Origin of the sequence: Actinosynnema sp. CA-299493, assembly GCF_050946825.1 — a bacterium.
Classification (GTDB): domain Bacteria; phylum Actinomycetota; class Actinomycetes; order Mycobacteriales; family Pseudonocardiaceae; genus Actinosynnema.
Genome location: NZ_CP191993.1, coordinates 8362368 through 8376857 on the forward strand (window position 1 = coordinate 8362368; position 14490 = coordinate 8376857).

The window sequence follows — 14490 nt, forward strand, 5'->3', positions numbered from 1 at the left end:
CTCACTCCTCGTGGGGCACGACGACGGCAAGGGGTTGGTCCAGCGCGACCTGTTGGCCCGCCTGGACGTGCACTTCGGTGAGCACGCCGGCCACGGGTGACGTGACGGTGTGCTCCATCTTCATCGCTTCGACCACGAACAACGCCTGCCCGGCCGTCACGTGCTCGCCCCGGGCGACCCGCGCCAGGAGCACCGTCCCGGGCATGGGGCTGGTGACCGGGCCACCGCCCGCGACCACCCCCGACGCGGCGACCTCGGACGGCCGCGTCTCGGTGAGCGCCCACGCGTGACCGTCCCGGCCCAGCCACAGCACGTCCCCGTCGCGGACCACGGCGTACGACCGACCGTCCACGGTCAACCGGTCGCCGTCGACCCGGACGGCGTGCCGAGCCGGTTCACCGTCCGCGACCGACACCTCGTCGCCGCGCACGCGCACCTCGACGCCGTCGATCAGCCACCGGGTCCAGGCGTGCTCGCCCACCCGCCAGCCGTCGGACCGCGCCCACGGGTCGTCACCGCCGCCCAGCGAGAGCTGACGCTCCAGCGCGGCGGCCACCAGCACCTCGTCCGGCCGCTCCACGGCCACCAAGGAGTCGAGCTTGCGCTCCACCAGACCGGTGTCGAGGTCACCCGACCGGACGTCCGGGTCGCTCAACAACGCCCGCAGGAACGGGATGTTCGTCGTCACGCCCAGCACCGTGAACCGACCCAGGGCGGCGTGCAGCCTGCGCAACGCCTCCTCCCGCGTCGCCCCGTGCGCGATCACCTTGGCCAGCATCGGGTCGTAGTCGCTGCCGACGGTCAGCCCGACCCGCAACGCCGAGTCCACCCGCACGTCGGACGGCTCCTCCAGCGCGAGCACCGTCCCGCCGGTCGGCAGGAACCCGCGCGCCGGGTCCTCCGCGTACACGCGGGCCTCGACCGCGTGCCCCGTCATCTGCACCGACGTGAACCCGAGCGGTTCGCCCGAAGCCACCCGCAACTGCCACTCGACCAGGTCCACGCCGGTCGCCAGCTCGGTCACCGGGTGCTCGACCTGGAGCCGCGTGTTCATCTCCATGAAGAAGTAGTCGCCGGACGCGCCGTCGACGATGAACTCGACCGTGCCCGCCCCGACGTACCCGACGGACCGCGCCGCCTCCACCGCCGCCGCACCCATCGCGGCCCGCACCTCCGGCGTGATCAGAGGCGACGGCGCCTCCTCGATGATCTTCTGGTGCCGCCGCTGCAAGCTGCACTCGCGCTCGCCGAGGTGCGTCACGCCGCCGTGCGCGTCGGCCATCACCTGGATCTCGACGTGCCGCGGGTTGCCGATGAACCGCTCGATCAGCAACGCGTCGTCGCCGAACGACCCCCGCGCCTCACGCCGGGCCGACTCGATGGCGTCCCGCAGGCCGTCGCCGGACTCCACCAGCCGCATCCCCTTGCCGCCACCGCCGGCGGACGGCTTCAGCAGCACCGGGAACCCGATCTCGTCGGCCGCGAGCACCAGGTCGTCGTCGGTCATCCCGACCTCGGTCCGCCCCGGCACCACCGGCACGCCCGCCGCCGCGACGGTCAGCTTGGCGCGGATCTTGTCGCCCATCGCCTCGATCGCCTCGGCGGGCGGCCCGATGAACACCAGCCCGGCCTTCTCGCACGCCCGCGCGAACTCCGCGTTCTCGGCCAGGAACCCGTACCCGGGGTGCACGGCCCGCGCGCCCGTCGAGAGCGCCGCCTCGACGATCCGCTCGACCGACAGGTAGCTCTCCCGCGCCGACGCGGGCCCGATCCGCACCGCGACGTCCGCCATCCGCACGTGCAGCGCGTCGGCGTCGGCGTCGCTGTAGACGGCCACCGAACGGATGCCGAACCGCCGCAACGCGCGGATCACGCGCACCGCGATCTCACCGCGGTTGGCCACCAGAACGCTGTCGAACATCCCTCGGTGGGACACCCCTTGGCGGAACATGCTCATCACATCCGGAAGACGCCGTAGGAAACCGGCTCGATCGGGGCGTTCGCCGCCGTGGACAAGGCCAGGCCCAGCACCATCCGCGTGTCGAGGGGGTCGATCACGCCGTCGTCCCAGAGCCGGGCCGTGGAGTAGTACGGGTTGCCCTGGTCCTCGTACTGCTGCCGGATCGGCGCCTTGAACGCCTCCTCGTCCTCCGCCGACCACGCGTCGCCGAGCTGGTCGCGCCGCACGGTCGCCAGCACCGAGGCCGCCTGCTCGCCGCCCATCACCGAGATCCGGGCGTTGGGCCACATCCACAGGAACCGGGGCGAGTAGGCCCGGCCGCACATCGAGTAGTTGCCCGCGCCGAACGACCCGCCGATGACCACGGTGAACTTCGGCACCCGCGCGCACGCCACCGCCGTCACCATCTTCGCGCCGTGCTTGGCGATGCCCGCCGCCTCGTACTCGCGGCCGACCATGAACCCGCTGATGTTCTGCAGGAACACCAGCGGCACCGACCGCTGGTCGCACAGCTGGACGAAGTGCGCGCCCTTCAACGCCGACTCGCCGAACAGCACGCCGTTGTTGGCCACGATGCCGACCGGGTGGCCGTGGATCCGGGCGAACCCGGTGACCAGCGTCGCGCCGTACTCCTTCTTGAACTCCTGGAACCGGCTGCCGTCCACGACCCGGGCGATCACCTCGCGCACGTCGTAGGGCGTGCGGCTGTCCGTCGGCACGACGCCGTACAGCTCGGCGGGGTCGACGGCGGGCTCCGCGGTCGGCTCGACCTGCCACGGGCGCGGCGCGCGCGGACCCAGCGTGCCGACGATCGAGCGCACGATCCGCAACGCGTGCGCGTCGTCCTCCGCGAGGTGGTCGGTGACGCCGGACGTGCGCGAGTGCAGTTCGCCGCCGCCCAGCTCCTCGGCCGTGACGACCTCGCCGGTCGCGGCCTTCACCAGCGGCGGGCCGCCGAGGAAGATCGTGCCCTGGCCGCGCACGATGACCGCCTCGTCCGACATCGCGGGCACGTACGCGCCACCGGCCGTGCAGGAGCCGAGCACGGCGGCGACCTGCGGTATGCCGCGGGCGGACATGGTGGCCTGGTTGAAGAAGATCCGGCCGAAGTGCTCGCGGTCCGGGAACACCTCGTCCTGCCTGGGCAGGAACGCGCCGCCGGAGTCCACCAGGTAGACGCACGGCAGGTGGTTCTGCAACGCCACCTCTTGGGCGCGCAGGTGCTTCTTCACCGTCAGCGGGTAGTAGGTGCCGCCCTTGACGGTGGCGTCGTTGGCGACGACGACGACCTCGCGGCCCGACACGCGGCCGACGCCCGTGATGACGCCGGCGGCGGGCGCCTCGTCGCCGTACATGCCGTCCGCGGCCAGCGGCGACAGTTCGAGGAACGGTGAGCCGGGGTCGAGCAGCGTGTCGACCCGGTCGCGGGGCAGCAGCTTGCCGCGCGCCACGTGCCGGGTCCGCGACTTCTCCGGGCCGCCGAGGGCGGCTCGGCCGAGCTTGGCGCGCAGTTCCGCCACCAGCCGGGCGTGCTCGTCGTGGTAGCGCCGGAAGGCGTCGTCCGACTTGTCGGCCGTGCTGCGCAGCACCGGGGCGTCCATCGAACTCCTCGCGGTTAGCCGTCGTTAACCTGAGGAGATGTTAGCGCTTGTTAACTCCGGTTCACAAGCCGGAGGGGGCCGCGGGTGCGGCCCCCTCCTTGGCGGTGCCCGGTCGGGCCGGCGCGATACCCGGTCGGGTCGGCGCGGTGCCCGGTCGGGTCGGCGCGGTGCCCGGTCGGGTCAGCCGGTGACGGCGGTGAGCTGGGGCAGGTAGCCGAGGCGCTGGCCGTTGCGGTTCGGGTGGTAGGACTCCTCCACCGGCCAGGTCAGGCTGTTCATCCACCAGTCGCCCGAGCAGATCTCGTGCCCGGTGAACGGGGTGCGCAGGTCGCGGTAGGAGAACGACTTCGCGCCCGCCTGGCCGGAGATCACCTGGTGCAGGGTGTCGGAGGCGGAGTTGATCGCCGCGCGCTTGGTGTCGCTCAGGCCCACCGAGCAGCTGCCCGGCACCTTGTAGAGGCGCGGGTAGCCGAGCACGACGACCGTGGCGGACGGCGCGCGGGTGCGGATCTGCGTGTAGACGTTGTCCAGCAGGGCGGGCAGGGTGCCCGTGGCGTAGGCCTTGGCCTGGTTGACCCGGTTGACGCAGGTCGAGTCGGAGCCGAAGGTGCAGGCGGAGATCACGTCGGTGAAGCCGGCGTCGTTCCCACCGATCGAGATGCTGACCAGGGAGGTGGTCGCGCTCAGCGCGCTGACCTGGTTGGCGAGCACGTCACCGGTCCTGGCGCCGGAGCAGGCGACGAACTTGAACGACGCCGGCGCGTGCGACGCCGCCCAGAGGGCCGGGTAGCTGTACTGGCTGCGCTTGCAGCTGCCGGAGTCGCTGTAGTACGAGCCGGTGCCCGTTCCGGACGAGTAGGAGTCGCCGAGCGCGACGTAGTTGGCGGCGGCGGCTTCCGCCGGCACGACGAGCGCCAGCGTGGCGACGAGTGCCAGCGCCGCGCTGGACAGGGTTCGGACAAGGCGCATCGGAGCCTCCCGGAGGGAAACAACGCAGGGTGTGATGCGGAGCACAACAATGGTTACCAGTAAGTAGTCCTCTATAAATAGAGTGGGTCAAGAGTTAACTACGCGTTTCGGCCACCGGCCGGTGATCGGGTGACGACGGCTGAGTTAACGCCCGTTTACGTGCACTGGGCCGGCCGTTTAGGATGAGCGGCGTGCCAGCCGAGCCAGCGAAGCAGACCCGCCGCGACCAGATCCTGGCCGCCGCCGCCGAACTGTTCGCCCGGCACGGCTTCCACGGCGTCGGCATCGACGACATCGGCGCGGCCGTGGGAATTTCCGGGCCGGCGCTGTACCGCCACTTCCGCAGCAAGGACGCGATGCTCGGCGAGATGCTGACGTCGATCAGCGAGCGGCTGCTGGACGGCGGGCTGAACCGGGTGGCCGCTTCCGGCGACCCGACGCGCGCGCTGCGGGAACTGATCCGGTGGCACGTCGACTTCGCGTTGGACGACCCGGCGTTGATCACCGTGCAGATCCGCAACCTGGCGAACCTCACCGACCCGGACCGGCGGCGGGTGCGGGCGCTCCAGCGGCGTTACGTCGAGGTGTGGGTGGAGACGATCCGCAAGACGTCGCCGGAGGTGGACGAGCCGACCGCCCGTGCGGCGGCGCACGCCGTGTTCGGCCTGATCAACTCCACGCCGCACAGCGCGCACCTGGACCGCGACCAGATGGCCGCGCTGCTCTCGCAGATGGCGCTGGCGTCGTTGTCGGGCGCGCTGCCCGTGCACCCGTGACGTGCGGTGAAGGCGCAGGTCGCGTGTTCTGAGCGTTGAACTCGGGTGTTCCGAACGTAGGACACGGTCGTTCTGGACGTAGGACACGCGCGGTCTGGAGGTAGGACTCTCGCGTACGCTCGGTTGTCGATGGGTGACGTGGCGGTGAACACCACCGGGGGGTGGCCGGGGCTCCGGTTGCTCGCCCGTCTGCCCGCCTGGTTCCGGTTCGTGCTGGTGGCCCTGGCCGTGTTCGTGTGCGGGGTGATCGCGTCCAGGCCGGCGGGCGCGACGGACACCTCGCCGCTCGTGGGCGACGTCGCGGTCGCGGCGAAGGCCGTCGAGGCGATGGCCCACCCCGGCGCGGCGAACCCGCTGGCCGAGTTCCCGGCCGACTTCGGCGAGGTGACCAACCGCGAACCCGTGGTCGTCGTCGGGGCCGACGGGTCCGTCCGGGCGCTCGACCCGAACGGCGGGTGCTCCGGGCCCGCCGGCGACACCGAGTGGGACTTCGGCACCGGCTGCAAGGCCCACGACCTGGGCTACGACCTGCTCCGCTACGCCGAGCACAAGGGCCGCCCGCTCGGCCAGGACGCCCGCAAGTCCCTCGACGCCCGCCTCGCCCACGACATGCACGCCCAGTGCGACGTCAACCCGCGCGGTCACGCGACCCGGTGCCACGCGACCGCCCAGCTCTACGCGGCGGGCCTGGAGTTCAACTCGTGGCGGCAGCGCTGGGGACCGCCCGGTCACGAGCCCGTGCTCGCCTGGGGCTTCGGCAGCGCCGTCGTGGTGTTCCTCCTGCTCGCCCGCCTGCCTGGCCTGCCCCACCGCCGGAGGCACGACGCGGAACCCGCCGAACCCGCCGACGAACCCCGGCCGCGGGCCACCCCCGACCGCTACGCCACGTTCCTGCGGCTGAGCGCGCTCGCCCTGGTGGTGATCGGGCAGTCGCTGATCACCGTCCTGCACTGGGCGGGCGTGAGCGCGACCTGGCTGTGGCTGCTCACCTGGGCGTTGCAGGCCATCCCGGTCTTCTACTTCGCGGGCGGCCACGCCAACCTCGCCGGCTGGCACGCCGTGCAGGCCGAGCAGGGCGGCTACGGCCGCTACCTGGCCGCACGCATCACCTGGCTGCTGCGGCCCGTGCTGGCGTTCGTGCTGGCCTGGCTGGTCCTCCCGCTGCCGCTCGAACTGCTCGACGTGGACAAGTCGCGGGTGGAGATGTTCGGCCGGCTCATCGCCTACCCGCTGTGGTTCCTCGGCCTGTACCTGGTCGCGGTCGCCGCCACCCCGGTCATGGCCTGGCTGCACCGCCACGCCCGCCTGGTCACGCCGGTCGCGCTGGTCGCCGCCATGATCGTGGTCGACCTGGCCCGCATCGGCTTCCCCTGGCGCGCCGGCGGCTACCTCAACCTGGTGCTGGGCGCGCTGCTGCTGCAACAGCTCGGCTTCCACTACGCCGACGGCAGCCTGCACCGCGTCCCGCGCAAGGTGCTCGGCGCCCTCGCGCTCGCCGCCGTGCCCGCGCTGCTCGCGCTGATCACGTTCGGCGGCTACCCGCGCACGATGATGCCGCTGCCCGGCGAGGGCAGCTCGAACCTCAGCCCGCCCACCGTGTGCCTGCTCGTGCTCGGCCTGGCCCAGATCTGCCTCGTGCTGCTGCTCAGGCCCCGCGTCACGGCCTGGCTCGCGGGCAGCCGGCCGTGGCGGGTCGTGGAGTTCGCCCGGACCGCGCCCATGACGGTCTACCTCGGCTACCTGACCGTGCTGGCCGCCGTGATCGGCGTGCTCGGCCTGCTGGACTCACCGGCCGCGTTCGACTGGGTCGCCACCAAGCCGCGCTGGCTGGCCGTGCTGGTGCTGCTGCTCCTGCCCGTCCTGGCCGTGTTCCACCGCTTCGAGCGCAACGCCGCGCTCAGCCCCTGCCGCACCCGCGAGACCCACCGCACCCGGCTCGCGGTCACGCTCGGCGCCGGCTACGGGGTGCTCGGCGTCCTCGGGTTCGTGGTCACCGGCTTCGCGGGCGCGGCGGGCACGCTGGTCGTGTTCGCGGTCGACCCGCTCCAGAACCTGATCCACCTGCTGCTGGGCTGGTACCTGCTGCACACCGCGCACGCCGGCACGTGCCACGGCCGCCGTCCCTGGCTGCTCACCGCGCTGGCCTGCGTGCCGCCGCTGCTGGTGCTGGAGCCGACCGCCGCGATCGTCGCCCTGCACGGCGCGACGATCGTCGTCGCCCTGGCCGCGGCGGTGCCGAAGCAGGACCAGGCACACGCAGGTGAACACCGGCAGCCAGGTCCCGCGCTCCAGCACCCATAGCGCGTCCGACGGCGGCGTGTGCAGGCCGCGCAGCGAGCCGAACACCGAACCCGCCAACGTCACCACCAGCAACGCGCTCTGGTGCACCAGGAAGATCGGCAACGCCCGCGCGTTCAGCGCCCGCGCGATCGACCTCCGGGCCGGGAACGCCGGCCGGACCAGCAGCACCAAACCCACCTGCGCGAGCGCCAACGCCGCCGCGGCGGCCGACGGCGGCGACAGGTTCGACTCCGCCGCGCCGGGCACGCCGACCGCGCTGACCGGGTACCCGGCGGCCAGCAGCAGCGCGAACGCCACCCCACCGGCCGCGAGCAGCGCCGCACCCCACGAACGGCGGTGACCCCGCTGGGCCGCCAGCACGCCCACCTGCCACGGCGCCCACCACACCGCGACCACGTTCGCCCAGCCGACGTCCACCGCCACCAGCACGATCGGGACCACCACGCCCCACCACCCGAGCCGCCGCAGCAACGGCGTGAGCGCCGACAGCACGACGTACACGCCGAGGAACCACAACGGCGTCACGACGAGGTGCCCGACGGTCATCACCGTCCGCTGCGGCAACCCGCGCAGGGACAGTCCGAACAGGACCGCCGCCCACGCGCCGAGCAGCACCGCCACCGGCGGCACGAGCCCGCGCACCCGCGACCACCACGGCACGCCCGACCGCACCGCGCCGAACCCGCCGGTGAAGAAGAACAGCCCCAGCGTCTGGAGCACCCAGGTCAGCGGCGCCAGCTCCGGCAGCCACCGCAACGGGCTGTCCACCACCAACCCGTCACCCGTCAGCACCACGGCCGTCACCAGCCAGTGCCCCAGCACCACCCCGACGATGGCGATGGCCCGCGTCGCGTCGATCACGGGGTCCCGGCGCACGGCGTCCCGGCTCACGGCGTCCCGGAGCACGCGATCCCTGGTCACGGCGTCCCGACTCACGGCGTCCCGACTCACCGCGTCCCGACTCACCGCGTCCCGGCTCACGGGGTCCCGGCTCACGGGGTCTCTCCCAACGCGATCCGGGCCAGGGCGCGCAACGACGCCGTGCCCTCCCGGAAGTACTCGTCGTGCCCGATGTCGCCGACGTCGAGCACCCGCGCGCCGAACGCCGGGTCGACCGGGTCCGCACCGTGCCCCAGGTCGCCCAGCCGGACCGACGGCACCCAGCGCGTCCAGTCCCGGCCGCCACGCGCCGCCCACACCCGCGCGCCGGAGGTCACCGCGTCCACCCGCACGCCGGGCGGTCCGAGGAACACCACGTCGTCCACGGGCGGCTGGGCCAGCCCGCACACCACCGACCCGTAGCTGTGGCACAGCAGGTGCACGTGCCCCGGCAACGCCCGCACGTACTCGTCCAGCGCCACCGCTCCCGCCCGCGCCAACCGGCCGCCGGCCGCGTCGACCCCGAGCCCGGACGGCGTCCGGTACCCCAGCCACGCGACCACCGCGACGTCGTCCCGCCCGACGGCGGCGTGCAGGTCGCGCGCCATCCGCCCGACCGTCGCGCCGAACCTCCGGTCATCCACGTCGGACCCCGGCACGACGACGGCGACGTGCGCGGCCCGGGTGAGGTCGCCGTGCACCTCGATCCGGGGCGTGAACGGCGGCGGGTCGCCACCCGGCACCGCCAGGACCAGCAGCGCGGCCACCAACGCGATCTTCTTCGGCATGGCGTCGAAGCTAGGGAGACCACGCCACGCGGATCGTCACCCCGCGGTGCCGATCCCGAGGCCCTACCCGGGTACCACGAGACCGGACTCGTAGGCCGCGATCACGGCTTGCGCGCGGTCGCGCACGCCGAGCTTCATCAGCACCCGGCTCACGTGCGTCTTCACCGTCTGCTCGGCCAGCACCAGGTGCGCGGCGATCTCGCCGTTCGACAGGCCCTGCGCGATCAGCCGCAGCACCTCGGTCTCGCGCTCGGTCAACGCGGACAGCGCGGCGGGCTTCACCACCCGCACGGGCTGCGCCTTCACGAAGTCCTCGATGAGCCGCTTGGTCACCGACGGCGCCAGCAGCGCGTCGCCGCGCGCCACCACCCGCACCGCGGCCAGCAGCTCGCTCGCGGGCGCGTGCTTGAGCAGGAACCCGCTCGCACCGGCCCGCAACGCCTCGTAGACGTAGTCGTCCAGGTCGAACGTGGTCAGCACGAGCACCCTGACCGGGTCGTCGGCCAGCAGCCTGGTCGCGGTCAGCCCGTCCATCTCCGGCATCCGCACGTCCATCAGCACCACGTCCGGCCGCAGCCGGCGGACCTCCCCCACGGCGGCGACACCGTCGCCGGCCGACCCGACCACGCTGATGTCCGGCTGGGCGTCCAGCAGCGCGGAGAAGCCCTCGCGCACCATCTCCTGGTCGTCCGCCACCAGCACCCGGATCACCGCCGGCCCACCGGAACCGTCGCCTCCACCAGGAACCCCCCGTCCGCGGTCGGTTCGGCGGTCAGCGAACCGCCGTGCACCGCCACCCGTTCGCCCATGCCCCTGAGCCCGTGCCCGCCGCCACCGCCGCGCGACGGCCCGCCCGCTGTGTTCCGCACGACGACCCGCAGCTCGTCGTCCACCAGGTCGACGGCGACCGACGTGGTCGCGCCCGGCGCGTGCCGACCGGCGTTCGTGAGCGCCTCCTGCACGATCCGGTACGCGGTCAGCCCGACCGCCTCCGGCACCTCGGCGTCGGTGACGGACGCGTCCGCGTGCAGCGAGGTGATGTCGGCCAACCCGGGCTGCGGCGTCCGGTCGGCCCGCCTGCCGGACTCCCGCAGCACGCCGAGCAGCCGCTGCATGTCCGTGATCGCGGCCCGCGCCGCCGCGCCGAGCTCGGCGAACTCCCGCTCGCCCGCCTCGGGCAGGTCCGCGATCCGGTAGGGCGCCGTCTCGCACCGGACCACCACCAGCGACATGTGGTGCGCGACCACGTCGTGCATCTCGCGGGCGATCCGGGCGCGCTCGACCAGCGCCGCCTTCTCGTCCTGCTCGGCGTGGAACCGCCGCTCGGCCCGGCCGCGCGCGCCCACCGCGTACCCGAGCAGGAGCACCAGCAGCAGCAGGCCGACGACCTCCAGGACGTCGGCCGACTGGTCCATCGCGAGCAGCACCCCGGACGTGATCGACGCCACGAGCAGCACCACCCGACCGCGGTGCGCGGTCGCCACCGCCAGCAGCACCGGCACGTACCACCACCACTGCCAGCTGCCCAGGACCGAGGGCTCCGACGGCACCAGCAGCCGCATGACCACCAGGCCGGCCGTGGCCAGCCGCCACGCCAGGAGCGTGGAGCGCAACGTCAGCGCGGTGCTGCCGGCGACGACGGCGAACAGCAGCGGCCACCAGCCGTCCGGGTCCTCCCGCGTGACGTAGTCGGAGCTCACCCCGATCGCGATGATCAGGCCGTAGAGCAGCACCGCCGACATGAGCGGGTGGCGGAGTCGGAAGCCGTCGAAGACCCGCGAGCGGTCGCGGAGCAGCACGACCTGGAGGACGGTGCGGATCACGAACCCGATGCTAGGCGGCGGGCCGCGCCCGCACATGCCACCACGGTCTGTCATACCGGGGTACGACGCGCCCGACCGCGCCATACCGGAGAGGCGGCGCGCCGGACAAGCCGTTGCGGTGGGCGAACACCACCGGGTAGGCAATATGCAGAGCTGTGCGCCCCTACTCCGTGTTGGAAGATGGCCGAATGCACCCGCAGCAAGATCCGGATCGCTGGTCGCGGCTCCAGGCCGTGGCCGGTGAGGCCCTGACCGCAGCCAAGGTCGGGGAGGACGCGGTCGCGGTCGACCTCGTCACCGGGTACCTCAGCGGCTCGCCCGAGGGCAACGAGGAGATCCGGGAGCTGGTCCTCCTGCTGTTCTCCGAGTGCAGCGCCATGGTCGCCACCCTCGGCTCGGGCGGCGCGACCCCGGTGAAGATGCAGGTCTTCGACGAGGACGGGCAGGAGGTGCCCATCGACGACGCCGACCCGCCGGTCCGCACCGCGATCCGCACGCTGCTCGCCGAGGTGCACGGCGACCAGGAGGCCGCGGCCGAGCAGATCGAGATCGCGCTGGCCAACGGGCAGCCGCAGGAGCTGGCCACGGTGGTGCTCCAGGCCCTGCGGTGGACGGTGAAGCTGGCCGTGGAGTGCGGCCAGCGCGACCTGCCCGTGTCGCCGTGGATCGCCACCGCGCTGGACGAGTAGTCCCCTTCGCCCGGTTCCGCCGCGCCCGCGTGCCGGCAGATCGGTAAACATCCTTGCCTTTTTATTTGGTCTAGACCACTCTCCGAGGTGGGCGCGATTCACCCTGCCGATCCCGCCGAGGAGGACCCCGACATGCCACGACGAGTGCTGTCACGACCAAGCGCGCTGCTCGCAGCAGGCGCGATAGCCGCAGGTTCACTGGTCGTCGGCCCGGCCGCGCAAGCGGCGCCGGGCGTCACCGCCACCTTCGCCAAGACCCAGGACTGGGGCAGCGGCTTCGAGGCCAGGTTCACCGTCGCCAACGGCGGACCGTCCGCCATCGGCTCCTGGCGCATCGAGTTCGACCTGCCCGCGGGCACCTCGCTCGGGTCGTACTGGGACGCGCTTGTCACCCGAACGGGTGATCATTACGTCGCGTCCAACCGCGAGTACAACGGCACCGTGGGCGTCGGCGCCTCGACGAGCTTCGGCTTCGTCGGCACCGGCTCCGGCGCACCGCTCAACTGCACCGTCAGCGGGGCTCCCTGCACCGGTGGCGGCGGCGGTGACACGGTCGCGCCGAGCGCGCCCGGCTCCCTGCGCGTCACCGGCACCACCGGCAACTCCGTCTCGCTGGCGTGGACCGCGTCGACCGACAACGTCGGCGTGACCGCGTACGACGTGTACCGGGGCGCTTCGGTCGCCACCACCGTCACCGGCACCACGGCCACCGTGACCGGCCTGAACTCCGCCACCGCGTACACGTTCGCGGTGCGGGCGCGGGACGCCGCGTCGAACACCTCCGGCCCGTCCAACCAGGTCTCCGCGACCACGCAGCCGGGCACCAACCCGACCGGCGGCCGAGGTGCGCCGTACCTGTTCCTGGGCTGGGGCAACCCGCCGGCGCCCGCCACGATCATGAGCGCCACCGGCGTCAAGTGGTTCACCATGGCGTTCGTGCTGTCCTCGGGCGGCTGCAACCCCGCGTGGGACGGCAACCGGCCGCTGACCGGCGGCATCGACGCGCAGGCCATCCAGCAGATCCGCGCGGCCGGCGGCGACGTCGTGCCGTCGTTCGGCGGGTGGAGCGGCACCAAGCTCGGCCCGAACTGCTCGACCCCGCAGGCGCTGGCCGGCGCGTACCAGCAGGTCATCAACGCCTACGGGCTCAAGGCCATCGACATCGACATCGAGAACACCGATGAGTTCGAGAACACCGCCGTGCAGGACCGGATCCTGGAGGCGCTCAAGATCGTCAAGGCGGCCAACCCGGGCATCCGGACCATCGTCACCTTCGGCACCACGACCACCGGCCCGAACTCGTGGGGCAACCGGCTGGTCGAGCGGGCGGCGGCGATCGGCGCGGGCGTCGACGTGTTCACGATCATGCCGTTCGACTTCGGCAGCTCGAACGTCGGCGCGGACACGATCAACGCCGCCACCGGGCTGAAGAACAAGCTGAAGACCACGTTCGGGTGGTCGGACGCGGAGGCGTTCGGGCACGTCGGCATCTCGGGCATGAACGGCCTGTCCGACCAGCGCGAGGTGACGACCGCCCAGACGTGGACGCAGCTGCGCGACTGGTCGAAGGCCAACGGGCTGGCCAGGTTCGCGTTCTGGGCGGTCAACCGCGACCGCGGCGGGTGCGACGGCCAGGTGTCGTCCACGTGCAGCGGCATCCCGCAGGCCGACTGGGAGTTCACCCGCATCACGGCCGGCTTCTAGCCCCCGGCCAGCAGTTCCCCGACCAGCTTCGACACCTGGTCGACCTCGATGAGGAACGCGTCGTGGCCGTAGGGCGAGGTCACCACGCGCAGGTCGCCGGCGCCGGGCACGGCGTCGGCGACCTCGGCCTGCTGCCGCAGCGGGTACAGGCGGTCGGAGTCGATGCCCGCCACGAGGGTCCGCGCCTTGACGCGGCGCAGCGCGGCCCGCACACCGCCGCGCCCACGTCCCACGTCGTGGCTGTTCATGGCCTCGGTGAGGGAGGCGTAGCTGGCCGGGTCGAACCGGCGGACCAGCTTGTCCGCGTGGTGGTCCAGGTAGGACTCCACCTGGAACCGGCCGTCCGCGCGCTCCTCGCGGCCGAACCGGGCGGACAGCTCCGCCTCGCCCCGGTAGCCGATGTGCGCGATCCGGCGGGCCACGCCGAGGCCGCCGACCGGGTCGAGCCGGATGGCGTGCAGCTGGGCGGACGCCAGCGCGATGTGCTCGGCCGTGGACGCCGCCGGCGCGGCCAGCAGGAGCAGGGCGCGCACCCGGTCGGGCTCGGACACCGCCCACTCCAGCGCCCGCATCCCGCCCATGGAGCCGCCCAGCACGGCGGCCCACGAGTCGACGCCCAGCGCGTCGGCCAGCAGCACCTCGGCGGCCACCTGGGTGCGCACCGTGAGCCTGGGGAACCGCGCGCCCCACGGCTTGCCGTCCGGCGCGGTCGCCCACGGCCCCGTGGTGCCCTGGCAGCCGCCCAGCACGTTCGGCGCGACCACGAACCAGCGCTCGGGGTCCAGCGCCCGTCCCGGCCCGACCAGCCCGTCCCACCAGCCGGGGGTGGGGTGGCCCGGTTCGGCCGGACCGGCCACGTGGCTGTCGCCGGTCAACGCGTGCAGCACCAGCACCGCGTTCGACCGGTCGGCGTTCGGCTCGCCCCACGTCTCGTAGGCGATGGAGAGCCCCGGCAGTCCCGGCATGGAGCCGCGCACCCACTGCCGTCGCCCGTTCGGGT

The 14490-nt window shown here is 73.0% G+C and carries 11 protein-coding genes and 1 pseudogene; 4 read left to right on the forward strand and 8 right to left on the reverse strand.

Annotation, left to right across the window (positions count from 1 at the left end; all coding sequences use genetic code 11):
• Position 1: 1 nt before the first annotated feature.
• The 3 genes from ACQPYE_RS35775 to ACQPYE_RS35785 all read right to left on the reverse strand — a co-directional run bounded on the left by ACQPYE_RS35775 (position 2) and on the right by ACQPYE_RS35785 (position 4530).
• Positions 2-1921 carry an acetyl/propionyl/methylcrotonyl-CoA carboxylase subunit alpha gene (locus tag ACQPYE_RS35775; RefSeq protein WP_498717538.1) on the reverse strand — a complete coding sequence of 640 codons (1920 nt, stop codon included), beginning with the start codon at positions 1919-1921 and terminating at the stop codon, positions 2-4.
• 35 nt (positions 1922-1956) lie between these two features.
• Positions 1957-3561: a carboxyl transferase domain-containing protein gene (locus tag ACQPYE_RS35780; RefSeq protein ID WP_498717540.1), complete on the reverse strand. Its 1605-nt coding sequence runs from the start codon at positions 3559-3561 to the stop codon at positions 1957-1959.
• Positions 3562-3741: 180 nt separating this feature from the next.
• Complete coding sequence (locus ACQPYE_RS35785) at positions 3742-4530, reverse strand: SGNH/GDSL hydrolase family protein (protein WP_498717541.1); 789 nt, start codon at positions 4528-4530, stop codon at positions 3742-3744.
• Positions 4531-4712: 182 nt separating this feature from the next.
• Between ACQPYE_RS35785 and ACQPYE_RS35790 the strand changes: the two genes are divergently transcribed.
• Together ACQPYE_RS35790 and ACQPYE_RS35795 are read left to right on the forward strand one after the other, a co-directional pair.
• Positions 4713-5306, forward strand: coding sequence for an SACE_7040 family transcriptional regulator (locus ACQPYE_RS35790; RefSeq protein WP_498717542.1), 594 nt, complete (start codon positions 4713-4715; stop codon positions 5304-5306).
• Between the two features lie 129 nt (positions 5307-5435).
• The gene (locus ACQPYE_RS35795; RefSeq protein ID WP_498717543.1) at positions 5436-7607 is read left to right on the forward strand and encodes a phospholipase A2; all 2172 of its coding nucleotides are present in this window, start codon (positions 5436-5438) and stop codon (positions 7605-7607) included.
• Positions 7608-7622: 15 nt separating this feature from the next.
• On the opposite strand, the pseudogene ACQPYE_RS35800 reads toward ACQPYE_RS35795, so the two are convergent.
• The 4 genes and pseudogenes from ACQPYE_RS35800 to ACQPYE_RS35815 all read right to left on the reverse strand — a co-directional run.
• A pseudogene (locus ACQPYE_RS35800) lies at positions 7623-8603 on the reverse strand (acyltransferase family protein); the annotation flags it as partial.
• The gene (locus tag ACQPYE_RS35805) at positions 8600-9274 is read right to left on the reverse strand and encodes an alpha/beta hydrolase (protein ID WP_498717544.1); all 675 of its coding nucleotides are present in this window, start codon (positions 9272-9274) and stop codon (positions 8600-8602) included. The gene ACQPYE_RS35805 and the pseudogene ACQPYE_RS35800, both read right to left, overlap by 4 nt.
• Before the next feature lie 63 nt (positions 9275-9337).
• On the reverse strand, positions 9338-9985 hold the full coding sequence (locus ACQPYE_RS35810; protein WP_498717545.1) for a response regulator: 648 nt from the start codon (positions 9983-9985) through the stop codon (positions 9338-9340).
• Positions 9982-11097, reverse strand: a complete 1116-nt coding sequence (locus tag ACQPYE_RS35815) for a sensor histidine kinase (protein WP_498717547.1) — start codon at positions 11095-11097, stop codon at positions 9982-9984. Before ACQPYE_RS35815 ends, ACQPYE_RS35810 begins: the two co-directional genes overlap by 4 nt.
• Positions 11098-11285: 188 nt before the next feature.
• On the opposite strand from ACQPYE_RS35815, the gene ACQPYE_RS35820 reads away from it, so the two are divergent.
• Together ACQPYE_RS35820 and ACQPYE_RS35825 are read left to right on the forward strand one after the other, a co-directional pair.
• Positions 11286-11786 (forward strand): hypothetical protein, encoded by a 501-nt coding sequence (locus ACQPYE_RS35820; protein WP_498717548.1) that lies wholly within the window; start codon positions 11286-11288, stop codon positions 11784-11786.
• Between the two features lie 132 nt (positions 11787-11918).
• Complete coding sequence (locus ACQPYE_RS35825) at positions 11919-13490, forward strand: cellulose binding domain-containing protein (protein WP_498717549.1); 1572 nt, start codon at positions 11919-11921, stop codon at positions 13488-13490.
• Here the strand turns inward: ACQPYE_RS35825 and metX are convergent.
• Positions 13487-14455 (reverse strand): homoserine O-acetyltransferase MetX, encoded by a 969-nt coding sequence (metX, locus tag ACQPYE_RS35830; RefSeq protein ID WP_498717550.1) that lies wholly within the window; start codon positions 14453-14455, stop codon positions 13487-13489. The two genes, ACQPYE_RS35825 and metX, sit on opposite strands and share 4 nt — an antisense overlap.
• Between the last annotated feature and the right edge of the window lie 35 nt (positions 14456-14490).

Coding starts and splice junctions, on each gene's coding strand:
- ACQPYE_RS35775 (WP_498717538.1), bottom strand. CDS start 1,921: ATGTTCGACAGCGTTCTGGTGGCCAACCGCGGTGAGATCGCGGTGCGC.
- ACQPYE_RS35780 (WP_498717540.1), bottom strand. CDS start 3,561: ATGGACGCCCCGGTGCTGCGCAGCACGGCCGACAAGTCGGACGACGCC.
- ACQPYE_RS35785 (WP_498717541.1), bottom strand. CDS start 4,530: ATGCGCCTTGTCCGAACCCTGTCCAGCGCGGCGCTGGCACTCGTCGCC.
- ACQPYE_RS35790 (WP_498717542.1), top strand. CDS start 4,713: ATGAGCGGCGTGCCAGCCGAGCCAGCGAAGCAGACCCGCCGCGACCAG.
- ACQPYE_RS35795 (WP_498717543.1), top strand. CDS start 5,436: ATGGGTGACGTGGCGGTGAACACCACCGGGGGGTGGCCGGGGCTCCGG.
- ACQPYE_RS35805 (WP_498717544.1), bottom strand. CDS start 9,274: ATGCCGAAGAAGATCGCGTTGGTGGCCGCGCTGCTGGTCCTGGCGGTG.
- ACQPYE_RS35820 (WP_498717548.1), top strand. CDS start 11,286: ATGCACCCGCAGCAAGATCCGGATCGCTGGTCGCGGCTCCAGGCCGTG.
- ACQPYE_RS35825 (WP_498717549.1), top strand. CDS start 11,919: ATGCCACGACGAGTGCTGTCACGACCAAGCGCGCTGCTCGCAGCAGGC.
- metX (WP_498717550.1), bottom strand. CDS start 14,455: ATGCCGGGACTGCCGGGGCTCTCCATCGCCTACGAGACGTGGGGCGAG.